The organism is Curtobacterium sp. 9128, assembly GCF_900086645.1.
GTDB lineage: Bacteria > Actinomycetota > Actinomycetes > Actinomycetales > Microbacteriaceae > Curtobacterium.
The window spans coordinates 1,263,730-1,286,995 of the sequence record NZ_LT576451.1; the positions used below are offsets into that span (position 1 = coordinate 1,263,730).

25 protein-coding genes are annotated in these 23,266 nt (G+C 71.6%); 14 read left to right on the forward strand and 11 right to left on the reverse strand.

The features are described from left to right. Window positions 1-34 precede the first annotated feature (34 nt). Both QK288_RS06220 and QK288_RS06225 read left to right on the forward strand, forming a co-directional pair. Entirely contained in the window at window positions 35-1,219 is a 1,185-nt protein-coding gene (locus QK288_RS06220) for an exonuclease SbcCD subunit D (RefSeq protein WP_281266938.1), read from the forward strand. After that, entirely contained in the window at window positions 1,219-4,203 is a 2,985-nt protein-coding gene (locus tag QK288_RS06225; RefSeq protein ID WP_281266939.1) for an SMC family ATPase, read from the forward strand. The genes QK288_RS06220 and QK288_RS06225 overlap by 1 nt, the downstream gene beginning before the upstream one ends. Before the next feature lie 35 nt (window positions 4,204-4,238). Here QK288_RS06225 and QK288_RS06230 read toward each other — a convergent pair whose 3' ends face one another. Both QK288_RS06230 and QK288_RS06235 read right to left on the reverse strand, forming a co-directional pair. After that, entirely contained in the window at window positions 4,239-4,421 is a 183-nt protein-coding gene (locus QK288_RS06230; protein ID WP_281266940.1) for a hypothetical protein, read from the reverse strand. After that, a complete protein-coding gene (locus QK288_RS06235) occupies window positions 4,418-5,221 on the reverse strand; it encodes a class E sortase (protein WP_281266941.1) in 804 nt (267 codons plus the stop codon). The genes QK288_RS06230 and QK288_RS06235 overlap by 4 nt, the downstream gene beginning before the upstream one ends. A 112-nt stretch (window positions 5,222-5,333) precedes the next feature. Here QK288_RS06235 and QK288_RS06240 point away from each other — a divergent pair, with 112 nt between their 5' ends. Next, window positions 5,334-5,768, forward strand: coding sequence for a GNAT family acetyltransferase (locus QK288_RS06240; protein ID WP_281266942.1), 435 nt, complete (start codon window positions 5,334-5,336; stop codon window positions 5,766-5,768). A gap of 184 nt (window positions 5,769-5,952) precedes the next feature. Here QK288_RS06240 and QK288_RS06245 read toward each other — a convergent pair whose 3' ends face one another. Next, window positions 5,953-6,945 carry a hypothetical protein gene (locus tag QK288_RS06245; protein ID WP_281266943.1) on the reverse strand — a complete coding sequence of 331 codons (993 nt, stop codon included), beginning with the start codon at window positions 6,943-6,945 and terminating at the stop codon, window positions 5,953-5,955. A 36-nt stretch (window positions 6,946-6,981) separates the two neighbouring features. On the opposite strand from QK288_RS06245, the gene QK288_RS06250 reads away from it, so the two are divergent. From QK288_RS06250 to QK288_RS06275, 6 genes are all read left to right on the forward strand, one after another. Continuing rightward, window positions 6,982-8,100, forward strand: a complete 1,119-nt coding sequence (locus tag QK288_RS06250) for a CPBP family intramembrane glutamic endopeptidase (protein WP_281266944.1) — start codon at window positions 6,982-6,984, stop codon at window positions 8,098-8,100. A gap of 10 nt (window positions 8,101-8,110) precedes the next feature. Beyond that, window positions 8,111-9,967 (forward strand): DNA helicase RecQ, encoded by a 1,857-nt coding sequence (gene recQ, locus QK288_RS06255; RefSeq protein WP_281266945.1) that lies wholly within the window; start codon window positions 8,111-8,113, stop codon window positions 9,965-9,967. A gap of 97 nt (window positions 9,968-10,064) precedes the next feature. Continuing rightward, window positions 10,065-10,793 (forward strand): lysophospholipid acyltransferase family protein, encoded by a 729-nt coding sequence (locus QK288_RS06260; RefSeq protein WP_281267667.1) that lies wholly within the window; start codon window positions 10,065-10,067, stop codon window positions 10,791-10,793. 132 nt (window positions 10,794-10,925) lie between these two features. Beyond that, window positions 10,926-11,246 (forward strand): hypothetical protein, encoded by a 321-nt coding sequence (locus tag QK288_RS06265; RefSeq protein WP_281266946.1) that lies wholly within the window; start codon window positions 10,926-10,928, stop codon window positions 11,244-11,246. A gap of 20 nt (window positions 11,247-11,266) precedes the next feature. Continuing rightward, window positions 11,267-12,388 (forward strand): peptidoglycan DD-metalloendopeptidase family protein, encoded by a 1,122-nt coding sequence (locus QK288_RS06270; RefSeq protein ID WP_281266947.1) that lies wholly within the window; start codon window positions 11,267-11,269, stop codon window positions 12,386-12,388. 68 nt (window positions 12,389-12,456) lie between these two features. Further along, the gene (locus QK288_RS06275; protein ID WP_281266948.1) at window positions 12,457-13,299 is read left to right on the forward strand and encodes an NAD(P)-dependent oxidoreductase; all 843 of its coding nucleotides are present in this window, start codon (window positions 12,457-12,459) and stop codon (window positions 13,297-13,299) included. On the opposite strand, the gene QK288_RS06280 is transcribed toward QK288_RS06275, so the two are convergent. Together QK288_RS06280 and QK288_RS06285 are read right to left on the reverse strand one after the other, a co-directional pair. After that, on the reverse strand, window positions 13,296-13,520 hold the full coding sequence (locus tag QK288_RS06280) for a hypothetical protein (protein WP_281266949.1): 225 nt from the start codon (window positions 13,518-13,520) through the stop codon (window positions 13,296-13,298). The two genes, QK288_RS06275 and QK288_RS06280, sit on opposite strands and share 4 nt — an antisense overlap. Window positions 13,521-13,529: 9 nt before the next feature. Further along, window positions 13,530-14,039 (reverse strand): MarR family transcriptional regulator, encoded by a 510-nt coding sequence (locus QK288_RS06285; RefSeq protein ID WP_281266950.1) that lies wholly within the window; start codon window positions 14,037-14,039, stop codon window positions 13,530-13,532. Between the two features lie 133 nt (window positions 14,040-14,172). Between QK288_RS06285 and QK288_RS06290 the strand changes: the two genes are divergently transcribed. Next, on the forward strand, window positions 14,173-15,069 hold the full coding sequence (locus QK288_RS06290) for an alpha-E domain-containing protein (RefSeq protein ID WP_281266951.1): 897 nt from the start codon (window positions 14,173-14,175) through the stop codon (window positions 15,067-15,069). Between the two features lie 70 nt (window positions 15,070-15,139). Here QK288_RS06290 and QK288_RS06295 read toward each other — a convergent pair whose 3' ends face one another. Together QK288_RS06295 and QK288_RS06300 are read right to left on the reverse strand one after the other, a co-directional pair. Beyond that, a complete protein-coding gene (locus tag QK288_RS06295; RefSeq protein ID WP_281266952.1) occupies window positions 15,140-16,486 on the reverse strand; it encodes an MFS transporter in 1,347 nt (448 codons plus the stop codon). Continuing rightward, a complete protein-coding gene (locus QK288_RS06300; protein WP_281266953.1) occupies window positions 16,483-16,926 on the reverse strand; it encodes a MarR family transcriptional regulator in 444 nt (147 codons plus the stop codon). The genes QK288_RS06295 and QK288_RS06300 overlap by 4 nt, the downstream gene beginning before the upstream one ends. Before the next feature lie 125 nt (window positions 16,927-17,051). Here QK288_RS06300 and QK288_RS06305 point away from each other — a divergent pair, with 125 nt between their 5' ends. After that, a complete protein-coding gene (locus QK288_RS06305; RefSeq protein ID WP_281266954.1) occupies window positions 17,052-17,804 on the forward strand; it encodes a glucose 1-dehydrogenase in 753 nt (250 codons plus the stop codon). A 126-nt stretch (window positions 17,805-17,930) separates the two neighbouring features. Here QK288_RS06305 and QK288_RS06310 read toward each other — a convergent pair whose 3' ends face one another. From QK288_RS06310 to QK288_RS06320, 3 genes are read right to left on the reverse strand one after another with little or no spacing between them, the layout of a single operon-like run. Continuing rightward, a complete protein-coding gene (locus tag QK288_RS06310) occupies window positions 17,931-18,854 on the reverse strand; it encodes an acetamidase/formamidase family protein (protein ID WP_281266955.1) in 924 nt (307 codons plus the stop codon). A gap of 59 nt (window positions 18,855-18,913) precedes the next feature. Further along, window positions 18,914-19,183, reverse strand: a complete 270-nt coding sequence (locus QK288_RS06315; RefSeq protein ID WP_281266956.1) for a hypothetical protein — start codon at window positions 19,181-19,183, stop codon at window positions 18,914-18,916. A gap of 13 nt (window positions 19,184-19,196) precedes the next feature. Continuing rightward, window positions 19,197-20,339 carry an inorganic phosphate transporter gene (locus QK288_RS06320; protein WP_281266957.1) on the reverse strand — a complete coding sequence of 381 codons (1,143 nt, stop codon included), beginning with the start codon at window positions 20,337-20,339 and terminating at the stop codon, window positions 19,197-19,199. 104 nt (window positions 20,340-20,443) lie between these two features. Between QK288_RS06320 and QK288_RS06325 the strand changes: the two genes are divergently transcribed. The 3 genes from QK288_RS06325 to QK288_RS06335 all read left to right on the forward strand — a co-directional run bounded on the left by QK288_RS06325 (window position 20,444) and on the right by QK288_RS06335 (window position 22,888). Further along, window positions 20,444-21,310: an alpha/beta hydrolase gene (locus QK288_RS06325; protein ID WP_281266958.1), complete on the forward strand. Its 867-nt coding sequence runs from the start codon at window positions 20,444-20,446 to the stop codon at window positions 21,308-21,310. 41 nt (window positions 21,311-21,351) lie between these two features. Next, on the forward strand, window positions 21,352-22,401 hold the full coding sequence (locus QK288_RS06330; RefSeq protein ID WP_281266959.1) for a biotin/lipoate A/B protein ligase family protein: 1,050 nt from the start codon (window positions 21,352-21,354) through the stop codon (window positions 22,399-22,401). Window positions 22,402-22,555: 154 nt separating this feature from the next. Further along, window positions 22,556-22,888 (forward strand): hypothetical protein, encoded by a 333-nt coding sequence (locus QK288_RS06335; RefSeq protein ID WP_281266960.1) that lies wholly within the window; start codon window positions 22,556-22,558, stop codon window positions 22,886-22,888. 84 nt (window positions 22,889-22,972) lie between these two features. Here QK288_RS06335 and QK288_RS06340 read toward each other — a convergent pair whose 3' ends face one another. Continuing rightward, on the reverse strand, window positions 22,973-23,257 hold the full coding sequence (locus QK288_RS06340) for a GNAT family N-acetyltransferase (protein ID WP_281266961.1): 285 nt from the start codon (window positions 23,255-23,257) through the stop codon (window positions 22,973-22,975). Window positions 23,258-23,266 lie beyond the last annotated feature (9 nt).

Sequence of the window (23,266 nt, forward strand, 5' to 3'; positions counted from 1 at the left end):
CGGGATGTCCGAGGACGGCGCTACCGTGACGGGCATGCGCATCCTGCACACCGGCGACTGGCACCTGGGCCGCACCCTGCTCGGCGCCGATCTGCTCGAGCACCAGGCGGCGTTCCTCGACCACCTCGTCGGGGTCGTCGTGCAGCGGTCGGTCGACCTGGTGGTCATCGCCGGGGACGTGTACGACCGTGCGATCCCGCCCGTCGACGCCGTGCGCATGCTGTCCTCGACGCTCGAACGACTCGCAGCGGTCGCGACCGTCGTGGTGACACCCGGCAACCACGACTCCGCAGCCCGGTTGGGGTTCGGTTCCGGAGTGATGAACGCCCGCGTGCGGATCCTCGCCGAGCCGGCACGCATCGCCGAACCGGTCCTCGTGGACGACGCCGACGGGCCGGTCGCGGTCTACGGCATCCCGTACCTGCAGCCGGACATGGTGCGGTACGCCCTCGCCGACGTCCCGGACGAACCCCTCGCGCGATCGCACCATGCAGTGGTCGGCGCCGCGATGGACCGGATCCGTGGCGACCTCGCACAGCGGCCCGGCACCAGGAGCGTCGTCGTCGCGCACGCCTTCGTCGGCGGTGCCGAACCGAGTGACAGCGAGCAGGACATCCGCGTCGGGGGAGTCGACCGCGTGGCCGAATCCGCGTTCGACGGCGTGGACTACGTCGCCCTCGGTCACCTGCACGGACCCCAGCGCGTCGGGGCCTCCGACCGGATCCGCTACGCCGGGTCGCCCCTGGCGTTCTCGTTCGGTGAGCGGCACCACACCAAGTCGGTGACCCTCGTCGACCTCGACGCCGCCGGCACGGTGACCGTCGAACTCGTCCCGACACCCGTGCCCCGCCGACTCGTGGACGTCCGTGGCTCGCTCGACGACATCGAGTCCGGGGTGTTCGCCGAGCACGCCGATGCCTGGGTCCGCGTCGCCGTCACCGACACCGTCCACCCGGAGCGGATGTACGCCAGGGTGAAGGACCGGTTCCCCCACGCACTCGCGATCACCCACGAACCCGCCGACGCTCCGGCGCGCTCGGCGTCCAGAGCGGTGACCGCGACGTCCGACCCGGTCGAGGTCGCTGCCGACTTCGTGACGTTCGCGACCGGCGGGGCCCCGACGGCCGAAGAACTCGTCGTGCTGCGCGAAGCGTACGAATCCGCTGCCGCCGCCCTGTCGCAGCAGGACGGCGCCGTGCACGAGGGGACCGTGCGCTGATGTACCTGCACCACCTCGAACTCCGTGCCATCGGCCCGTACCCGGACCTGGTCTCGATCGACTTCGCCGCGCTCGCCGCGTCGGGTGTCTTCCTGCTCGAGGGACCGACCGGATCCGGCAAGTCGACCATCATCGACGCCGTCGTCTTCGCGCTGTACGGCGGACTCGCCGGCTCGGACGCCAGCTCCGACCGGCTGCACAGCCAGCACGCCGACCCTGCGGTCGAGCCGTTCGTGGAGCTCGTGTTCGAGACCGGTGCCGGCGTGTTCCGTGTGCGGCGCACGCCGCAGTACGACCGCCCGAAGCAGCGTGGCACCGGCACGGTCAGACAGCAATCCTCGGCGCAGCTCGTCCGGCTCCCGCACCCGACGGACCCGGCGGGAGAGCCGATCTCCGCCCGCGCGCAAGAGGTCGGCGCCGAGATCGCCCGGATCGTCGGACTCGACCGCGCGCAGTTCCTGCAGACGGTGGTGCTGCCGCAGGGCGAGTTCGCCCGCTTCCTGAAGTCACCCGGTGAAGAGCGCAGGAAGCTCCTGCAGTCACTGTTCGGCACGGAGATCTACGACCGCACCGCCGACGAGCTCGCGGCACGGCGGCGGGCAGCGGCAGCCGAAGTGGAGTCAGCCGACGCACGCGTGCGAGACGCCCTCGCGCGCTTCGCCGAAGCCTCCGGTCGGACCACGCTCGATCTCCCCGGGGTCGACGAGTCCGAGGTCCCGGCGATCGTCCTCGAGCTCCGGCGGATCGCCGATGCCGCGGTCACGGCCCGGACCGCGGCGGCAGCGGCGGCCCGTGCAGCCGTCGAGCACGAGCAGTCGGTCGTCCAGCGCCGAACCGCACTCGATCGCCGCAGTGCCCTGCTCGCCCGGTCCGCGGCACTCGACGAACGAGCGGACGCCGTCGCCGAGTCCCGGGCCCGACTGTCCCTCGCCGAGCGGGCAGCGCGGGTGGTGGCGGTCGCGGACGGCCTCGATGCCGCTCGAGCACGTGCCGACACCGTCGCCGAGGAGCTCGCGGCGCTCCGGCTCCAGCACGACGTCACCGCCGACGACACCGCGGGGGAGCGTGACCGCCTCTCGGAGCTCGTCGGAGCCGTCCGACACCTCGTCCCCGTCGCGCTCGCCCTCCCTGAACGGCGACGGGCCGTCGACGACGCCCGCGCGCAGGCCGAGCGACTCGGCACTCGGCTCGCCGAACTCGACGCGGCGCTCGAAGCCCGTCCGGCGGAACGTGCGCGCATCGTGGAGGCCTCTCGCGCTGCTGCCGAGACGGCCGCTGACGCCGAAACCGCCCGTCACGAAGCCGACGTTGTGCGCGACCTCCGTCGGCTGGTCGTCGACCTCGCGGCGGCGCGTACACGCGTCCAGGCAGCGGAGACATCGGTGGCGTCGGCGCGATCGGCGGCGCAGGACGCCCTCGTCGCCGAGCAGCACCTGCGCGAGCGGCGCATCGCGGGGCTCGCCGGAGAGCTCGGTCAGGCACTCCAGCCAGGCGACGCCTGTCCCGTGTGCGGCTCGGTGGAGCACCCGGCGGTCGCCACGCCGCAGGACGACCACCCGACGCCGGCGCAGATCGCCGAGGCAGCGGCGACCGCGCGACGGGCGGACGATGCCCTCGCCACCGCGGCGACCACCCTCGCCGTCGAGCGCGCGGAGCAGGAACGGCTCACCGCCGCGGTCGGCAGCATCGAGCCTGAGGAACTCGATCGCCGTGCGGCCGTCGCGGACGAGCGGGTCCGGGCGGCGCGGACGGCGGCCACGACGGTCGCCGAACGCGAGCGGGACCGGGCCGCGCACGACGACGTCACCCGGGCCCTCGAACAAGACCGCAACGACGTCGACGCCCGTCGGCAGGTGCTCCTCGCGACGACCGCGAACGACTCGGATCGCGTGGAGCAGGACACCACTGCCGTCGTCGACGCCCTCGCCACCCTCGCCGGACACCTCGACGTCGAGCCGAAGGGACTGCCGGAGGCGGTGTCCGCCGTCGACGACCGGATCCAGGCACTCCGCGCGGTCGCCGAGGCGGTCGAGCGGGTCCGGATCGCCACCGCGGCCGTCGCGGAGCGTGCGACCGAGGTCACCGCGGCCGTCCGTGCCCAGGACTTCGCGGATGTCGCCGCTGCTCGTGCAGCGGTGCTCGGAGCGGACGACGCCGAGCGGCTCCGGACGATCGTCGACGATGCGGATCGCGAGCGCGCGGTCGTCGATGCCGGGCTGGCGGAGCCCGCCGTCGTCCAGGCTGCGGATGACGATCCGGCCACGATCGACCTCGACGCCGCCGGTGCCGAGACGTCCCGCACCGCGCAGGTCCTCGACGAGGCGACCAGGACGGCGGCGACGACTGGTGAGCGGGCGGACGCGAGCGAGCGGTGTGCCGGGGATTTCGAGCGTGCCGTGTGCGCGCGGGAGTCCACCTCGGCACGCAGCCGAGCGGTGGTGCGGCTCGCCGACATCGCTGCCGGGGTGCCCGGGCAGAACCCCACGGGGATCACCCTCGGCACGTACGTGCTCATGCGCCGCTTCGAGGACGTCGTCGCCGCCGCGAACGACCGACTCCGGACGATGCTCGGCGGCCGCTTCACGCTCGAGACCTCGGACGAACGAGAATCCGGTGCCCGAGCTCGACGGACCGGTCTCGCGCTCGCCGTCCGCGACCACACGACCGACACGACGCGTGATCCACGGAGCCTGTCCGGGGGCGAGACCTTCACGTTCTCGCTCTGCCTGGCGCTCGGGCTCGCCGACGTCGTCCAGGCCGAAGCCGGTGGTGTCGCGCTCGGCACGTTGTTCGTCGACGAAGGGTTCGGCACGCTCGACCCCGAGACGCTCGACGGCGTCATCGGTCAGCTGTCCAAGCTCACCGCCGGCGGCCGGCAGGTCGGCATCGTCAGCCACGTGGAAGAGCTCAAGCAGCGCATCCCGGAGCGGATCGCTGTCCGCCGTGCTCCGGGTGGTGGCTCACAGGTCAGCACCACGGTCTGACCCGAACACGAAGGCCCGGACACGAAGGTCCGACCTCAGGGCGTCGGCGTCGCCGAGGTGTCGACGGTGCCGTCGGGTGGGGGCAGGATGTCGGCTGCGACCCAGGGGAACACCCAGGTGAAGAGGACGAACACGAGTGCGGTGAGCAGCACGATCAGTTCGAGGACCTTGAGGGCGGTCGGGCCGGGCAGGAGTCGCCACACGAGCGGGAAGATCACTTGGGCGTCTCCGAGAGTTCCTTCGGCGTCCCCTCGGACGCGGGCATCCAGTAGTCGAGCTTGGCGTGGGTGATGTAGCGCTCCTTGGCGGACCACATCGGGTGGCAGGCGGTGAGCGTCAGCCAGCGGTCGTCGGCGGTGGGCTGGACGCCGGGCTTGTTCGGGACGGGTGCGATCGTCTCGATGTGGTCGGGTGTGACGATCTGGCTGTCGGTGACCTTGTAGACGTACCAGACGTCGAAGTTCGTGGCCTTGTCGGTGACGCGGACGACGATCGCATCGTCGGTCGTGAGTTCGGCGATCTGGTTGAGCGGCTTGCCGTAGGTGACGCGGTGGCCGGCGACGGCGAAGTTGCCTTCGGCGCCGGGCATCGCGGTGTCCTGGTAGTGGCCGAGTCCGATGGTGTTGAGGACCTTCTCGCGGTTCGTGCCCTCGCCGATGGGACGGTTGTAGTCGGCTCCGAAGCGCGGGATCTGCATGGTGCCGAAGACGTCCGTGACGTTCGGCGGCTCCGCGAGGACGGGTGCCGTGCCGCGGTGCTCGGTCCCGACGGTCGGCTTCGCCTTGGTCTGCCCGAGGTCCTTCACCAGGGAGGTCTGGTGCTGGTTCGCCACGACGTCGGTCCACCAGCCGGTCCACACCACGTACAGCCCGGTGACGGCGCCCGCGATGATGAGCAACTCCGCGATGAGCGACACGATCGCGCCGCCGACGGTCTGCCGAGGGCGAGGTCCCCGCTTCGTCCGGGCACGCTCGTCCCGCGCGCTGCGGCGCGAGGGAAGGGTCTCGTGTGCGGTCACGTGGCTCCCGATCCGGAGGGGACAGTCGTCGCGGTCCGACGACGCTCAGGTCTATCAGACCACGAGGACGCCGCGCTGACGGAGTTCTGCACACCCCAGTTAGCGTGGTGTCGTGCAGTACGTCATCCGGCAGTTCACCCCTGACGACACCGAGGCCGTGGTCGCCCTCTGGGAGACCTGCGGCCTGGTCCGACCCTGGAACGACCCGCGGAAGGACATCGCGCGCAAGCTCTCGGTGCAGCCGGAGCTCTTCCTCGTCGCGACCGACCCGGAGGGCGCCGACCGGCTCGTCGCCGCCGGCATGGCCGGGTTCGACGGGCACCGCGGTTGGGTCAACTACCTCGCCGTGCAGCCCGACCTGCAGGGATCGGGGCTCGGGCGGACGTTCATGGCCGAGTTCGAGCGGCTGCTCGCCGACATGGGCTGCCCGAAGCTGAACCTGCAGGTGCGCGCCGGCAACGAGCAGGTCATCGGCTTCTACGAGGCCCTCGGCTACGCGGACGACCACACGGTGTCGATGGGCAAGCGCCTCATCCCCGACGCCTGACGCCGCCCCGCCCGCCGCCCGCCCGCCTCCTGCCCCCGCCCCGTGCCCCGCCCCGTCCTCCGCGAAAGCGACAGATCCCGGCCGAAGTCCGGCGGCAGGCAGTCGCTTTCGCGGGGTGCACGGGAGTGTGTGGGCGGAGACCGTCGTTTCGGCGGGACGAGACCCCCGCCGGGGACGAAGCCGGTCAGGACAGGGCGAGCGCGACCGACGCCGCCAGCGCCAACCCGATCCCGAGCCCCTGCAGCACGGTGAGCCGCTCCCGGAGCACCAGGCCCGCGAGCACCACCGTGCCGATCGGGTAGAGCGCGTTGAGGACGCTGATCACCGGCAGCGTCGCCGGGTCCGTACTCGAGTGCAGTCCGGCCTGGATGAACACGTTCGCCATCGCGTCGAACACCCCGCACGCCACGATCACCAGCGCGAGCCGACGGACCGAGCCGCCGCGGGCCGTGGACCCGGCCACCCCGTCGGCCGCGGCCGACGACGCGACGACCACCGAGCCTCCAGACCGAGCCGGCCGAGCGGGCCGCGCGGGCCGCGCCGACCGAGCCGCCCGCGCCGACCGCGCCGCCGCCGCCGACCGAGCCGCCCCCGCCGACAGCACCGCCGCCGCACCCAGCAGGAGCGCCTGCAGCACCCGCGCGACCAGCAGCGGCGCGACCCCCGAGTCCCCAGGGGTCTCGTTGAACGCGAGCACGATCCCGCCGAACCCGCACCCCGCGACCGCCGCCGCGAGCACGCCACGCGTGGTGAGCCGAGCGCCCCCGGCGTCCCGCACCGACGCGACCAGCACGACCGCGACCACCGCGACCACCAGCGCGCCGATCGCCACCGGCGACAGCACCGTTCCCCTGATCAACGCGACCACCACGGGGACGACGGCGGAGAACACGGCGGTCAGCGGTGAGAGCACGCTCATCGGCCCGATCGCGAGGGCGGCGTACAGCAGCAGCACCCCGACGCCGCCGGAGACCCCGCCGACCGCTCCCCACAGCGTCGCCTGCCACGAGAACCGTGCCCCGACGACGACCAGCCCGACCAGGAGCGGCGCGATGCCCACGGCGGCGGCGATCGCGGCGACCGTCACGGGTCGGACGCGCCGCGACGCGAGCCCACCCAGGAAGTCCGCGAACCCGTACACGAGCGCGCCGCTGAGGCCGAGCATCACGGTGAGCACGGGTCCCATCCTGCCCCGCCCGGTAGCCTGCCCAGCGTGAGTGTTCCCTACCAGCGCATGTTCCGGGTCGACGGCCGTTGGCGCTGGTGGCGACCGCTCCTGGCGTTGACAGTCTTCCTCGGGTTCTACCTGGCGACGCAGGTCCTCATCGCGGTCGCGTACCTCGTGCCGATCGGCGTGCAGCGCGGCCCGGACGGGCTCAGAGCGTTCCAGGACCAGCTGTCGTCCGGCGCGCTCGACCCGACCGACCCGGTCGTCCTCTCGATGACGATCGTGTCGCTGGTGGTGCTGCTGCCGTCGATCATGATCGCGGTGCGGATCGCCCGACTCGGACCGATCGGACAGCTGTCGAGCGTGCGGATGCGGGTCCGCTGGGGGTGGATGGCACGCTGCCTGCTGCCGCTCCTCGTCCTGGCACTCATCATGGTCGGCATCCAGACCGCCGGCACGTACACGGTCGACGGGTCCGGGGTGCACTGGAACACCGACGCGATCGGTCAGTCCACCGTGACGCTCGGGACCCTGACGCTCACGATCGTCCTCGTGGTGCTGCTCGTGCCGTTCCAGGCCGCAGCAGAGGAGTACGTCTTCCGCGGCTTCCTCATGCAGACGATCGGCGCGTGGATCCCGCTGCGGAAGGCCGGCGCCGTCATCGCCGTGCTGGTCTCGACGGTGGTGTTCGCGATCCTGCACGTCCCGAACGGCTACAACATCTGGGGCATCCTCGACGTCGGGTCGTTCGGGCTCATCGCGGCGATCATCGTGCTCCGCACCGGAGGCCTCGAAGCCACGATCCTGCAGCACGCGCTCAACAACGTCACGATCTTCGTGCTGCAGGCGCCCGGGTGGTCGAAGATCGACCTCGACTCGTCGAACGGGTCCGCCGTCGGTTGGCTCATCACGCTCGGCACCTCGCTCCTCTACTGGGGGATGATCGAGTTCACGGCCCGGCGTTCCGGCCTCGACCGCCGGTTCCCAGGATCCGAGGCGCCGCGGTTCCGCGGCCCGGTGCCTGCCTGGGCAGGCGGGTCGCGCTGGGTCCGGCCGGGAGGCACGGGCTGGTCGGGCGCGCCCGCTCGCTCCGAGGGCGTGGCCGGCTCCACCGCCGTGGCCGACCCTGTGGACAACGCACTGGGTGTCGCCGGTCGCCCGTAGGCTCGTGGGCATGAGCACCACCTCGGCCGCTGCCGCGCCCCCCGCGGTGTCGCCGTCGCGCGCCGCCGCACTCGACGTCCTGCACCGGGTGTGGGGCTACGACGACTTCCGCGGCGAACAGGCGGCGATCATCGACCGCGTCGTCACCGGTGGGGACGCCCTCGTCCTGATGCCGACCGGTGGCGGCAAGTCGCTCTGCTACCAGGTGCCCGCGCTCGTCCGCGACGGCGTGGGTGTCGTCGTGTCGCCGCTCATCGCGCTCATGCAGGACCAGGTCGACGCCCTCGCGGCGAACGGCGTTAAGGCCGCGTTCCTCAACTCCACGCAGGGCCCGGACGAGCGTGCCAGGGTCGAGCGCGCCGTCGTCCAGGGCGAGGTGGACATGCTCTACCTCGCGCCGGAACGGCTGCGGCTCGAGTCCACCCGTGCGCTGCTCGACCGTGCGCAGATCGCGCTCTTCGCCATCGACGAGGCGCACTGCGTCGCGCAGTGGGGCCACGACTTCCGTCCGGACTACCTCGAACTGAGCGTGCTGCACGAGCGCTGGCCGACCGTGCCACGCGTCGCCCTGACCGCCACCGCCACGCCGCAGACCCACCGCGAGATCTCCGCCCGCCTCGGGTTGGACGACGCGGCGCACTTCGTCGCGGACTTCGACCGGCCGAACATCCAGTACCGCATCGAGCCGAAGACCGGGGCGCTGCAGCAGCTCCTCACGTTCATCCGGACGGAGCACAAGGGCGACGCCGGCATCGTCTACTGCCTGTCGCGCAACTCCGTCGAGCGCACGGCCGCGGCGCTCGTCGACCAGGGCATCCCGGCGCTGCCGTACCACGCGGGCCTCGACGTGCGGGTGCGGGAGCGCAACCAGTCGCAGTTCCTCCGCGAAGAGGGCATCGTGATGGTCGCCACGATCGCGTTCGGGATGGGCATCGACAAGCCCGACGTCCGGTTCGTGGCGCACCTCGACCTGCCGAAGTCGGTGGAGGGCTACTACCAGGAGACCGGTCGTGCCGGTCGTGACGGGCAGCCGTCGACGGCGTGGCTCGCCTACGGGCTGAACGACGTCGTGCAGCAGCGCCGGATGATCGACCAGTCCGAGGGGGACGCGGCGCACCGTCGGCAGCTCAGCGCGCACCTCGACGCCATGCTCGCGCTGTGCGAGACCATCGAGTGCCGCCGGGTGCGGCTGCTCGCGTACTTCGGGCAGGAGTCCACGGCGTGCGGCAACTGCGACACGTGCATCGCCCCGCCGGAGTCCTGGGACGGCACGGTCCCCGCACAGAAGCTCCTGTCGACGATCGTGCGGCTCGATCGAGAGCGCGGGCAGCGGTACGGCGTCGCGCACCTCGTGGACATCCTCGTCGGCAAGCAGTCGCCCCGCGTGCAGGAGCTCCAGCACGAGTCCCTGGCGACCTTCGGCATCGGGTCGGAGCTGTCCGAGGGCGAGTGGCGGACAGTGGCGCGGCAGGTCCTCGCGCAGGGGTACGCCGCGGTGTCCGGCGACGGCTACGGCACGCTCGTGCTCAGCCAGAGCAGCGCCGAGGTGCTCGGTGGACGCGTGCAGGTGCTCATGCGTCGTGACCCGGTCAGGGCGCCCCGTGCCGGCCGATCGCGCCGCCAGGTGGTCTCCGACATGCCGCAGGAAGCGCTCGGCCTGTTCGAGGCGCTCCGTTCCTGGCGTGCGGCACAGGCCCGCGAGCAGGGCGTCCCGGCGTACGTGGTCTTCAACGACGCGACCCTCAGGGGCATCGCGGCCGTTCGACCGTCCGACGTCGACCAGCTCGCCGAGATCTCCGGTGTCGGTGCCGCGAAGCTCGAGTCGTACGGACGTGCCGTGCTCGACGTGGTGGCCGCCGCCGAGTGACCCGCCGTTCCATGCCCCGCGCGGCATGGAACCCGTGGGCGCCTGACTACACTCGGAACCTCCCGCCACGAGGAGGCAGCAGGTGCCCGGTTCGACGATGTTCACCACCGTGCTCGCGCGTGCCGTGGTGGCGCCGCTCGCTCGCGTGGTCTGGCGCCCGAAGATCATCGGCCGCAAGAACGTCCCGAAGCGCGGCGCGGTGATCCTCGCGAGCAACCACCGGTCGTTCATCGACTCTCCGGCGATCACGATCATGGCGCCGCGCAAGGTCTCGTTCCTCGCGAAGCAGGAGTACTTCACGGGCAAGGGGCTCCGCGGCGCGCTGTCCCGCGCGTTCTTCGGCGGCATCGGTGCCATCGGGGTCGAGCGGGGAGCCGGAGCAGCGGCGCAGCACGCCCTCGACCTCGGCCTCGCACGGTTGCACGAGGGCGAGGCCTTCGCGATCTACCCCGAGGGCACACGCTCCCTGGACGGCCGGATCTACCGCGGTCGGACCGGCGTGGCATGGCTGGCGCTGACGAGTGGTGCGCCCGTCGTGCCCGTCGCGCTCACCGGCACCGAGGACGTCCAGCCCGTCGGTTCTCGGATCCCGAAGCTCGCCCGCGTGACGATCGAGTTCGGCGAGCCGATCGACCTGTCCACCTTCGGTGAGGCGTCGTCCGGTCGGGCGAGGCGTCACGCCACCGATGCGGTGATGGCGGCCATCCAGGAGATGAGCGGGCAGGAGCCGGCGAACGCGTACAACAACCCGCCGGCGACGATCGTCGAGCGGGTGCGACGCGTGTTGCACCGCGACGACCCGAGCGAGGCTGTCGAACCAGACTGATCGACGCGTCCTCGACGACTCCTATTGCACATACGAAATATCAGTGATTGAATAGGGCTGTGCCGATCGGCACCGCCTGACCGCCCGAACCGGACCAGGCGCATCGCAGACCTGACCCGGAAGGCACGCAGCATGTCGACCACGCCCCTCTTCGACTCGATCGCCCGCCACCGCGAGCGCCCCGTCGCCGTCCGCGCCACGGTCACCCCGGCGCCGACCTCGCCGACGACGGCCCCGGTCGACGCGCCGTCTGCGCTCGTCCCGGCCGCCCTCGTCGCCGCCATCGACGACATCCCTGCCCGCATCGGTGCCGCGCTCCCGAAGGGGTACGCCGTCGGCACCGAACAGCTCGCCCTCGTCGAAGCCGTCGCCGACGCCATCACCCGCGCCGTCGTCGACGCCGTCGTGACCGAGCTCGACCGGATCGTCGCCGACGGCGTCGTTCGTTCCTGAGTTCCGTCACGGCACCCGACATGACGATCGACGGCCTCCCGATGCGTCCGCGTGGCCCAGCTCGCGACGCGGCGAACGCAGCCGTCGCGTCCTCGATGTCCGGAGCGGCGGTGCCGACTCCCGCCGTTCCGGAACCCACGCCCGCAGAACGCCTCCGCCGGCGCGACACCGCGCGTGCTGCTGCGCCGACGATGCGGGTGACGCACGGATCCGGGGCGGAGTGGATCCGAGCCTCCCGTCCGGCCACCGTCGCGACGCCACTCGCCCGTCCCGACACCGTCCTGCCGCGCCGTCGTGACCTGCGTCCGGCGGGTCCCGCCCCCACCGTCCTGCCGAGCCGTCGTGACCTGCGTCCGGCGGGTCCCGCCCCCACCGTCCTGCCGAGCCGTCGCGACCTGCGTCCGGTCAGGCCCGCACCTGCCGCCCTCGCACTGCGGACGGCCAGACAGGCGCTCACGATCCCGCTGCGCAGCATCAGCAGCGCCATCGGCACCCCCAGGACCGTTCCGATCACCGCGACCGCGGTCGCTGCGTGCCTGTTCGTGACGGTCGCCTCACCGCAGTCCGCGATGGCGGCGCCGCCCGAAGACCGGGGGATGGCGGTGATGGACACGCAGGAGTACGTCGCCCCCGACGGCGTCGCCCTCTCCGTCGACCGCGACGGCTTCTCGATCGCTCGTGCTCCGCAGGCCGCCCGGGGTCTGGTCGGGGCTGCCGGCGTGCCTGCTCCTGGCGTCTCGGTGGTGCGACCGGTCGCCGGGACGATCCCGGCGGCCGGCGGCTTCGGCGGGCGCTGGGTGCAGGGCTGTGCCGCGTGCTCGACCAACCACCAGGGGCTCGACTTCGCAGCACCGACCGGGACCACCGTCGTCGCGGCGATGCCCGGCACGGTCGTCTCGGCCGGGGTGTTCGGCGGGTACGGCAACCAGATCCTCCTGCAGCACGCCGACGGCACCCAGACGCGCTACGGGCACCTGTCCCAGATCGGCGTCCGCGTCGGCCAGGTCGTCGCTGCCGGCGAGCGGATCGGCGCCGTCGGCAGCACCGGGGTGTCGACCGGGTCGCACCTGCACTTCGAGGTCATCGTCGGAGGCGTCCCGCGCGACCCCGCCGCCTGGCTCGGAGCCCGCGGCTTGCTCTGACCCGCGGCGCGTAGCGTGCGATGCGTCGACGACAGGGTGTCGCGACGGAACGGAGGACGCACGTGCGCGTGACGGTACTGGGAACCGGGGCCATGGGAGCCGGCGTGGCGGGGTCGCTGCTCCGCGACGGACACGAGGTCACCGTCTGGAACCGCAGCCGCGAACGTGCGCTGCCGCTCGGCGACCAGGGAGCGACGGTCGCCGACGACCCGGGCGCTGCCGTCGCGGACGCCGAGGTCGTCCTGCTGACCCTGTTCGACACCGACGCGGTGGTCGACGTCCTCGAGCAGTCCGCCGGCGAGGCACCGGCGACCGCGGTCTGGGTGCAGTGCTCGACCGTCGGGGTCGACGGCACCGAGACGATCGTGCAGATCGCCGCGAAGTACGGCATCACCCTCGTCGAGGCGATGATGCTCGGCACGAAGGCACCCGCGGAACAGGGCAAGCTCACGATGCTCGCGGCCGGTCCCGCCGAGGTGCTCGACCGCATCGATCCCGTGCTCGACGCGATCGGCGCGAAGACCGTCCGAGCCGGCGACCGTGTCGGCGAAGGGACCGCGCTGAAGCTCGCCGCCAACGCGTGGATCGCCTCGATCACGGCCGCGACCGGGCAGTCCCTGGCGATCGCGAAGGGGCTCGGCATCGACCCGGAGCTCTTCCTCCGGGCGATCGAGGGATCGGCGAGCGACTCCGCCTACGCCCACACCAAGGGGAAGTCGATGCTGTCGGGGGAGTACCCGGCGCAGTTCGCGCTGGACGGCCTCCGGAAGGACATCGGCCTCATCACCGAAGCGGCACGGTCTGCCGGCGTTTCCACGACGCTCCTCGACGCACTCGGCCGGGTCTACGCGGACGCGAGTGCCGCCGGGCACGGAGGCGACGACATCGCGGCGGTCGGGACGGCCTTCTAGCGGGAGCGGCGGAACCAGCCCCTGACACGGGCCCCGAGTCGCCCGACGGCCTCGTCGTTCATGGTGTTCGCGAGGTCGAACGCCTCTCGGGTCGGGTCGCTGCCGTCCCGGATGCGGCGGAGTGCGGCCTCGGCCCGCGCCCGGTTGTCGAGTTCGGCGAAGGGCATGTCGTCCTCGGGCACGTGCGTCCGAGGGTGATCGGTGTCCCGCGCCTCGCTCATGCGATCAGGCTACGCGCGGGATCCGGAGTCGACAGCGTCGACCATCGCGGTCATCTCGTCGAGGAACCCGACGATCACAGCGGCATCCTCGGTGGAGAGCCGATCAGCGACCCCGAGGGTCCTGGACTCGAGGTCGTCGATGACGAGCAGTGCCCGGCGCATCGCGGGTCCGGACGCGCTGAGGATGACGCCGCGTCGGTCGGTCGGGTCCGGGTGGCGTTCGACGTGACCGGTGCGGACGAGTCGGTCCACGAGTGCTGAGGTCGACGCGGCGGTGATCCCGAGCCGCTCCGCGAGTTGCTTGGCGTTCACCGTCCGGCCGGCGGCGTCGGCGTCGACGAGGACCCGCAGCGCCGCCATCGCGTTCTCGCCGATGCCGAGGGCCTCGCGCGCCCGGCGCTGGGATGCGCTCTCGGCGGTGCGGTACCGCCGGAGGGCGTTCAGCACGTCGACCGCGTCGATCCGGGATCCGTCGTCGTACCAGAACCCGGTGGCGCGTGTCGTCACCTCCGTCGTCATGGCGACAATGCTAGACGATCTAGTTAGAGCGTCTAGTGATGACGGCACGGGTTTCGGGCGCAACACCCGTGACGCGGCCCGGAAACACCGTTGCAACGAGGGGTCAGTAGGTTCGCGACATGCAGGAGCCGCGGTGCTGAGCCGACTCGCCGGGAGTGTGTTCCGCGTCGGTGCCGCGATCGAACGAGCCGATGTGCTCGCACGGCTGCTCGACGTGTACCTGGCGCGGTCCGACGCGGCCTCCGGTTCGGGGGAGCGGATCGTCAGCCGTGAGCTCCGCGTGGTCGCCGGTGCCACCGTCCGTCCCGCCACGGCCCTCGATCGGCACGCGACCCTCGAGTCCCTGGCCCTCGACCGGCACCAGCCCGCCTCGATCGCCGCAGCGGTGGCCGTGGCACGGGACGATGCTCGACGGGCCCGTGACGTCGTCTCCACCGAGCTGTGGGACTGCCTCAACGTCACGAGGTCCCGGATGCCGCGCAAGATCGCCGCCGGCCGGGAGCACGAGTTCCTGGGGTGGGTCCGCGAGCGCAGTGCCCTGGCGATCGGTGTCGTCGAGGGTGACGCCAGCCGCGACGAGGTGTGGGAGTTCTTCACGCTCGGCCGGTCCCTCGCACGGTGCGCCGCGACCGCGAGGCTCCTGGCCTCCGACCTGCTCGACCCGGAGTCCGCGGCGTCCTGGGGGACCGCGCTCCGGGCCTGCGGGGCGGGCGAGGCGTTCCAGCGGGCGACTGGGTCGGGAGCCCCCGCGTCCGAGGCGGCCGCGTTCCTGCTGCTCGACGACCGCAGCCCCCGCTCGATGCTCTTCCTCACGCTCCGCGCCGAGGAGTGCCTCGCCGACGTCGCGCCCGCCGCCGTGACCGAGGAGCTCGATGACCTCCGCGGTGCCCGCCGCGCGCTCCAGGCGCTGGCGCCGGCCGAGGCGATCGACGCGGCCCGCGCAGCGGGACAGCGGCTCGCGGCGGTCGCCGACCGCGTCGCCGGAGCGCTCGACGCACGCGTCTTCGCGGCGGCGGAACCGACGCACTGAGCGCAGGCCGCGCCGGACGGGAGGCTCGTGGCGGCCCCGCCCCGAGCCTCCCGTCCGGTTCCTGGCCGGGTCAGACGGCGCTGGAGCGGTCGGCGACCGCCTCGTCGCGCTCGAGGTCCTGCCGGATCTCGGCGCGCGATGCGCGCGTCCCGACCACCGGGATCGAGTGGGTGACGGCCATGTGCAGGCGGTTGTCGGCGTCGTAGCGCACGCGGTAGTGCTGGAACCGGACGAGCCAGACCAGGGCGATGGCGAGCGCGACGAACCCGGACGCGGCGCCGACGCCGATCGCCCACCTGGGGCCCCACGCGTCCGCGACCGCGCCGACGATCGGGGCGCCGATGGGGGTGCCGCCCGCGAAGATCGCCATGTACAGCGCCATCACCCGGCCACGCATCGCGGGCGCCGTGGTGGTCTGGACGAGGGCGTTGGCGGTCGTCATGAAGGTCAGTGACGCGAGCCCGACGAACACCAGGACGATCGCGAACGTCCAGTACGTCGGGGCGAAGGCAGCGGCCGTGCACGCCAGGCCGAACCCGGCGCTGGCGAACACGAGCAGCCGCATCCGTGGACGGTCCCGTCGTGCCGACAGCAGCGCGCCGAGCACCGAACCGATCGCCATCACGGAGTTGAGCAGACCGAACTCGCCTGCACCCTTGTGGAATTCCACCCGCGCCATCGTCGAGGTGAAGATCGGGAAGTTCACGCCGAACGTGCCGACGACGAAGATCATGCAGAGCACCACGATGATGTCGGGGCGTGTGCGGACGTACCGGAAGCCGGCGGTGATCTGCCCCTTGCCACGCTTTGCACGGACCCGGTCCGCGAGCTGTTCGGGGTCGACGAAGCGCAGGGCGCCGAGGACCGCGGCGAACGAGGCCGCGTTGATGATGAACACCCAGCCGGAACCGATCGCGGCGATGAGCACGCCGGCGACTGCCGGCCCGATGAGTCGGGCGGCGTTGAAGGACGCGGAGTTCAGCGCGACGGCGTTCGCGACGTGCTCGCCGGTGACGACGTCGGAGACGAAGGCCTGGCGCACCGGGGTGTCGAACGCGGCCACGATGCCGAGTGCCAGGGCGAAGGCGTAGAGCCACAGCAGCGTGGCGGTGTCCGTCACGACCATGATGCCGAGCCCGAGGCCGAGCATCCCCATCAGGGCCTGGGTCACCATGAGCGTGCGGCGGCGGTCGAAGCGGTCGGCGACGAGTCCGGTCCAGGGCAGCAGGAGGAGTTGCGGCCCGAACTGCAGTGCCATGGTGATGCCGACCGCGATGGCGTTGTCGTGCGTGAGCTGCGTCAGGACGATCCAGTCCTGCGCGGTCCGCTGCATCCAGGTGCCGACGTTCGACACCAGGGCACCTGCGAACCAGATGCGGTAGTTGCGTCCCGAGAGGGACCGGAACATGGCCGTCACTGGTGGGCCAGCCTCCTCATGATCTCGGTGGCCTCGGCGAGGACGCGCCGTTCGGCCGGGGTGAGTGCGGCGATGCGCGGTGAGAGCCAGCCGTCGCGGCGGCGGCGGGTCTCGACGACGAAGTCGGCACCGGCCGGGGTGGCGCCGATGAGGACCTTGCGGCGGTCGTCGCCGTGCCCGCCCTTGGACAGCAGCCCGCGGTCGACGAGCGCGGCGACGGTCTTCGTCATCGACGGGGGTGTGACGCCCTCGTTCCGGCTGAGTTCCGCGAGGGTCATCGGGCCGTCGCGGTGCAGCCGGGCGAGTGCCGAGAACATCGCGTCGCTGACCGTCGTGTCGGCCTTCTGCGCGCGGAGGGTCCGCGACAACCGGTTCACCGCGATGCGGAAGTCCGTGCTGAGCGACGCGTGCGGCGCGGAGCGTTTGGTGGTCTCGGGCATGGTCACGATCGTTAGCCTAGCAAATTAGTTCAGCGAACGAACTTGTTGCCGTCGGGAATCATCTATGCAGGTGTATCGTTCTGGACCGTAGACAACAGGTGTTGTCGAGGAGATTGGAGCAGTTCATGTCCGAGTTCGAGGGCAAGGTCGCCATCGTCACCGGTGGTGGCAGCGGTATCGGCGAGTCCATCGCGAAGGAGCTCGCCACCGCGGGCGCGAAGGTCGTCGTCACCGACATCAAGCTCGACGCAGCACAGCGGGTCGTCGGGGAGATCGAGCAGGCCGGTGGGACCGCCACCGCGTTCGAGGCGAACTCGGCCGTCGCCGCCGACAACGAGCGCGCCGTCCAGTTCGCGGTCGACACGTACGGCGCGCTGCACCTCGCCGTGAACAACGCCGGCATCGGCGCCGCCCCGCAGAAGATCGGCGAGTACGACATCGCCGCGTGGGACCGCGTCCGTGCCGTGGACCTGGACGGTGTCTTCTACGGGCTCCGCTACGAGATCCCGGCGATGCTGGCCTCCGGCGGCGGCTCGATCGTCAACATGGCGTCCGTGCTCGGCACCGTCGGCATCGCGCAGAACGCGGCCTACGTCGCGTCGAAGCACGCGCTCGCCGGGCTCACCAAGGTCGCCGCGCTCGAGTACTCGGCCCAGGGTGTCCGCACGAACGCGGTCGGCCCCGGCTTCATCGACACCCCGCTGCTGCGGAACGCGATGACCCCGGAGGCGATCAGCGCCCTCGAGGAGGAGCACGCCACGAAGCGCCTCGGCACCGACGCCGAGGTCGCAGCGCTGGTCCTGTTCCTGCTGAGCGACAAGGCCTCGTTCATCACCGGCAGCTACCACCTGGTCGACGGCGGCTACTCCGCCCACTGACCGTTCCGTGTGCAGGCTCTTTCGCGCGTAGGAAGTCGAATCGCGCGTAGGAGGTCGGAAGTTCCGACCTCCTACGCGCGATTCCGCTTTCCACGTCGGGCGACATGGGCAGGAACGCGCGTGGTTTCAGGCCGTGATCGCGTCGTGGGGGAGCAGGGCGTGCACTCCCCACGTCCGGTTCGCGACCTGGGTGACGCGCATGCTCACCGCGACGCTGGCCATCGCGAGCGCCTCGGAGCGGGTGATGCCGTGCAGGCCGGCGATCCAGTCGACCATCCGGTCGAGGGCGGTCGTCGTCGCGGCGTTCAGGTCGGCGTCGAAGCCGAACGTGATGCGCCCGGCAGGGGTGTCGGCGTGGATGCCGTCGACCGGAGCCTCGTCGAGGAGCGACAGCGTCACCGTCGCCGTCATGCCGCACTCGATCGCCGTGCCGGAGACCTCGCCGTCGCCCTGGGCCGCGTGTCCGTCGCCGACGAAGAGCAGCGCGTCCGGAACCGTGACCGGGAGGTACAGGGTCGACCCGGCGACGAGTTCGCGGCAGTCGATGTTCCCGCCGCCCAGCGGTCGCGGTGGGATGGTCGAGTGCTCACCCGTCGGTTCCGGCGGGACGCCGACGACCCCGAGGAACGGCGCCGTCCGGACGCCGAGACCGAGTTGGTTGCGGGCGACACCCGTGCCGGCGTCGATGTCCCAGAGGAGTGGGCCGCGCTCCTGGGTCAGACCGAGCGCCCGGTTGACGGGTGTGTCCACGCCGCCGGAGCCCGTGTAGCCCCAGTCGTCCGGGACGAGGTCGTCGAACCGCACGGTGAGGACCTGTCCCGGCCGGGCACCCTCGACGGCGATCGGGCCGACCAGGCAGTGCCCTCGCCGTCCGTCGATGAGCGTCGGCGGGTGGTCGCCCGCGTGCTGTTGGCGCTCCGTGTAGCCCGCCGCGCTCAGTGTGCGGATCGTCGCGGTGTCTCCGGGCGCGACGCGGAGCACCGGATGCCGTTCGGCGGTGAAGACGTCGATGGCGGTGTCGAGCGAGGCGTCGATGCGATGGGCGGTCACGGTCCGATCATCGCAGGCGAGCGTGCCGCCGGCTCGACAGGCGTTCCGCTGCGTCTCCGTCAGTGGAACTGGGGGATCGTCATCCAGATGCCGTACAGGACGGCGGCGATGCAGACGGCGAAGCACAGGCCGGCGCCGGCGAGGGCGATCGGGGGTGTGTGCCCGGACCGCGGGGTCTCCTCGCTGTACTGCGTCCGCTCGCCGCCCGTGTCGACCGGCTGCCCCGTCCCGAGCAGCCGCAGACCGAGTGTGTAGACCAGCACGACGCCGACCGCCGCCACGAACCCGACGCCCGCGACGATCGCGATGCTCCCGAAGTCGATGTCCATCGTCGTCTCCCGTTCAGCCCTTGGCCTCGACCGGCTCGCGCTCGGTCTCGTCCGTCGTGATGTCCTCGTGCGAGACCGGCCGGCGCTTCGCCAAGGTGGAGAAGGTGAGCCCGGCCGCGAGCGCCAGGACGGCGACGGCGATCAGCCCGATCACCGACGTGGACGCGAGCCAGGTCGCGAGCGCCCCGACGACCGCTGCAGCCGGGAGCGTGATCACCCACGCGACGACGATCCGGCTCACCACGTTCCAGTGCACGTCCGCGAGCTTCTTGCCGAGCCCGGAGCCGATCACCGAGCCGCTCGTGACGTGCGTGGTGGAGAGCGCGAACCCGAGGTGGGAGGACACCAGGATGGTCGCGGCCGAGCTGGTCTCCGCGGCGAAGCCCTGCGGGGACTGCACGTCGGAGATCTTCTTGCCGACGGTCTGCATGATGCGCCACCCGCCCATGTAGGTGCCCAGGCCGATCGCGAGGCCGCACGCCAGGATCACCCAGAGCGCTGGTCCGGTGCCGGCGTCCTGGTAGTTCGCGGCGATGAGGGTCAGCGTGATGACGCCCATCGTCTTCTGCGCGTCGTTCGTGCCGTGCGCCAGGGACACCAGCGAGGCCGAGATCGTCTGGCCGTGTCGGAACCCCGTCGCAGCGCCGTGCGTCGTGGCGTTCTTCGTGAGGGCGTACGCCAAGTAGGTCGCGACCAGGGCGATGACGCCGGCGATCACGGGGGAGAGCAGCGCGGGCAGCACGACCTTCGACACGACGGTCGCCCAGTCCACCGAGTTCAGGCCGGCGCCGATGATCGACGCCCCGATGAGCCCGCCGAACAGCGCGTGCGTCGAGGACGACGGCAGCCCGAAGTACCAGGTGGCCAGGTTCCAGAGGACGGCGCCGACCAGCCCGGCGAAGATCATCGTCGGCGAGATGTGGATGCCGTCCTGTCCCTCGCGGATGATGCCCTGCGAGACGGTCTTGGCGACCTCGGTGGACAGGAACGCGCCGACGATGTTGAGCACGGCGGAGATGAGCACGGCGGTCCGGGGCTTGAGTGCACCCGTGGCGACCGACGTGGCCATGGCGTTGGCGGTGTCGTGGAACCCGTTCGTGAAGTCGAACACGAGCGCGACCACGATCACGAGCACGACGATGACGAGGACGTCCATGGCGGCGACGGTAGGCCCGCGGCGACGCGCTCGGGTGAACGCCCGGTGAACACGTCAGGCCGTCTGGCCGTCCGGTCGGTCCGGTCGTCTGCGAGGATGCTCACGTGCCCACGTTCTCTGCCGCCCGCGGCGACTCCTCGTTCGTCGACGCGCACGGTGTCGAGATCGTCTACTCGACCTGGCGCGCCGGGCGGCCGAAGGGGATCGTGCAGATCGCCCACGGCGTCGGTGAGCACTCGCTCCGGTACGAGCGGCTCGCGCAGGAGCTCGTCCGTGCCGGCTGGACGGTCGTCGCGAACGACCACCGCGGTCACGGTCGGACCGGGCTCGGGCAGTGGGACGGCGACCACGCGAAGCTCGGCAGGCTCGGCGTCGGCGGGCTCCGGGCCGCGATCGACGTCGTCGAGCAGATGACCTCCGTGGCGCGGCAGGAGACCCCCGGTGTCCCGCTCGTGCTGTTCGGGCAGTCGTGGGGGTCGCTGATGGCGCAGCGCATCCTGAACACCTCGAGCGAGTCGTACGACGGCGTCGTGCTGTCGGCCACCGCGTACCGCCTGCCCGGGTGGATGAACGGCGGCGACCTCAACAAGCGGCACGCCGCGCTCGGTCCGACCCGGTTCGAGTGGCTCAGCCGGGACCGGGCGGTGGCCGACGCGTTCGACGCGGACCCGCTCACGGTCGATGCCGACGTGATGGGGCTGTTCGGGCTGCCGGACACGCTGCGTCTGCTCGGGGTGCCGCGCCGGGGGATCCCGCACGACGTCCCCGTGTTGCTGCAGGTCGGGTCCGACGACAGCCTCGGTGGTCCGCGCTCCGTCGAGAAGCTGGCAGCCGCGTACCGCCGTCGCGGCGGGCTGACCGACGTGGTGGTGCGGGTCTACGAGGGCGCTCGGCACGAGATCTACAACGAGACGAACCGGGACGAGGTCGTCGCGGACCTGGTCGCGTGGCTGGGGCGCGTCGCTCGCTGACGGGGCGCTCGCTGACCGGCCGCTGCGCGTAGGGTCGAACCGTGCACGGTGAGTACAAGGTCCCAGGCGGAAAGCTCGTCGTCGTCGACCTCGACGTGGTCGACGACACCATCCAGGAGTTCCGGCTGGCGGGTGACTTCTTCCTCGAGCCGGACGACGCGCTCCCGCTGATCGACGCCGCCGTGAACGGGCTGCCTGCCACCACGGACGCCGCCGGCATCGCCGCAGCCGTCCGCGCTGCCCTGCCTGCTGATGCCGTGCTGCTCGGCTTCACGCCGGAGTCCGTCGGCGTCGCCGTCCGCCGGGCACTCTCCCGGGCGTCGACGTGGCGCGACTACGACTGGCAGATCATCCACGAGGGGCCGATCAGCCCGAACGAGCACCTCGCCCTCGACCAGGTCCTCACCGAGGAGGTGGGTGCCGGCCGACGCGGGCCGACCCTCCGCATCTGGGAGTGGGACCAGCCCGCGGTGGTCATCGGCTCCTTCCAGTCGCTGAAGAACGAGGTCGATCCCGAGGGCGCCGCGAAGTACGGCGTCGAGGTGGTCCGGCGGATCTCCGGCGGCGGCGCGATGTTCATGGACGCCGGCGCGATCATCTCGTACTCGCTGTACGTCCCGACCGACCTCGTGCAGGGCATGACGTTCGCTGACTCGTACGCGTACCTCGACGAGTGGGTGATCGAGGCGCTGAAGTCCCTCGGCATCGACGCGTACTACCAGCCGCTCAACGACATCACCTCGACCAAGGGCAAGATCGGCGGCGCCGCTCAGAAGCGGCTCGGCACCGGGGCGCTGCTGCACCACGCCACCATGAGCTACGACATGGACGGCGAGAAGATGGTCCAGGTGCTCCGCATCGGTCGCGAGAAGATGAGCGACAAGGGCACGACCTCGGCCGCCAAGCGCGTCGACCCGTTGCGGTCGCAGACGGGGTTGTCGCGGGCGGCGATCATCGAGTCCTTGATCGGGACCTTCACGACGCTCTACGGCGCGACGCCGGGAGCGGTCACGGACGCCGAACGACAGCGGGCGCAGGAGCTCGTCGAGTCGAAGTTCGCGACCAAGGAGTGGCTCCAGCGCGTCCCGTAGATCGTCGGGAAAGGTGGTCGGCGGCCGGGAGAGGGGGGTTCCCGGCCGCCGCACTTCGAGTGTGGACGTCATCCCCAAGAACGAGACGTGTGGATCATGAGAATCCTCCGCGCGGCTGATCCGCCGACCAGAGGCGCCACGTAGCCTCGCTTGCGTGAACTGGTTGATCCTGTTGGGGGCGGTGGCCGCTGCGGTCGTCGTGACGTGGATCGCCGATCGTCTGGGGTGGATCGACCTGTCGAACAAGTCGACCAGCAGCGGGGGATCCGGTGGAGTCGTCTCGATGATGGACGAGGTCTTCGCGCCGACGCGCCACGAGACCCAGGCGGAGTACGAACGGCAGGCCCGCCTGCCCCGTGAAGCACCGACGCCCGCCGATGACGACCACGACCTGCTGAGCGGGACGGTGCTCATCAAGGTGCCGACGGTCAGGGGGACCGGCGGCCGACACGAGGCACGCGCCGGGACCCACGACCGGCAGTACTGACGGCCCACCCAACTGACGGCCCACCCAACTGACGGCCCACCCAACTGACGGCCCACCCACCTGACGGCCGCCTGACCGACGACGTCAGCGGGTGGTGAGCTCCTGGTAGTCGGGGTGCCGCTCGATCCACGCCGCGACGTAGCTGCACTGCGGCACGACACGGCGCGAGGAGCCCGAGCGGACGTCGTCGAGCGCGTGCTGCACGAGGACCGAGGCGTGGCCCCCTCCCCGGTGCGCGGGGTCGACCTCGGTGTGCACGAAGCGGATCTCGTCGTCGGCGATCTCGTAGGCGGCGAACCCGATCACGGTGTCGTCCTCCACCAGGGAGTACTGCTGCTGATCGGTGTCGTTCCGGACGTCCAGTGCCATGTCGACGAC

Excerpts from the sequence above, each read along its gene's own strand:
- QK288_RS06220 (WP_281266938.1), top strand. The coding sequence starts at position 35 with ATGCGCATCCTGCACACCGGCGACTGGCACCTGGGCCGCACCCTGCTC.
- QK288_RS06225 (WP_281266939.1), top strand. The coding sequence starts at position 1,219 with ATGTACCTGCACCACCTCGAACTCCGTGCCATCGGCCCGTACCCGGAC.
- recQ (WP_281266945.1), top strand. The coding sequence starts at position 8,111 with ATGAGCACCACCTCGGCCGCTGCCGCGCCCCCCGCGGTGTCGCCGTCG.
- QK288_RS06260 (WP_281267667.1), top strand. The coding sequence starts at position 10,065 with ATGTTCACCACCGTGCTCGCGCGTGCCGTGGTGGCGCCGCTCGCTCGC.
- QK288_RS06265 (WP_281266946.1), top strand. The coding sequence starts at position 10,926 with ATGTCGACCACGCCCCTCTTCGACTCGATCGCCCGCCACCGCGAGCGC.
- QK288_RS06270 (WP_281266947.1), top strand. The coding sequence starts at position 11,267 with ATGACGATCGACGGCCTCCCGATGCGTCCGCGTGGCCCAGCTCGCGAC.
- QK288_RS06280 (WP_281266949.1), bottom strand. The coding sequence starts at position 13,520 with ATGAGCGAGGCGCGGGACACCGATCACCCTCGGACGCACGTGCCCGAG.
- QK288_RS06285 (WP_281266950.1), bottom strand. The coding sequence starts at position 14,039 with ATGACGACGGAGGTGACGACACGCGCCACCGGGTTCTGGTACGACGAC.
- QK288_RS06300 (WP_281266953.1), bottom strand. The coding sequence starts at position 16,926 with ATGCCCGAGACCACCAAACGCTCCGCGCCGCACGCGTCGCTCAGCACG.
- QK288_RS06305 (WP_281266954.1), top strand. The coding sequence starts at position 17,052 with ATGTCCGAGTTCGAGGGCAAGGTCGCCATCGTCACCGGTGGTGGCAGC.
- QK288_RS06315 (WP_281266956.1), bottom strand. The coding sequence starts at position 19,183 with ATGGACATCGACTTCGGGAGCATCGCGATCGTCGCGGGCGTCGGGTTC.
- QK288_RS06320 (WP_281266957.1), bottom strand. The coding sequence starts at position 20,339 with ATGGACGTCCTCGTCATCGTCGTGCTCGTGATCGTGGTCGCGCTCGTG.
- QK288_RS06340 (WP_281266961.1), bottom strand. The coding sequence starts at position 23,257 with ATGGCACTGGACGTCCGGAACGACACCGATCAGCAGCAGTACTCCCTG.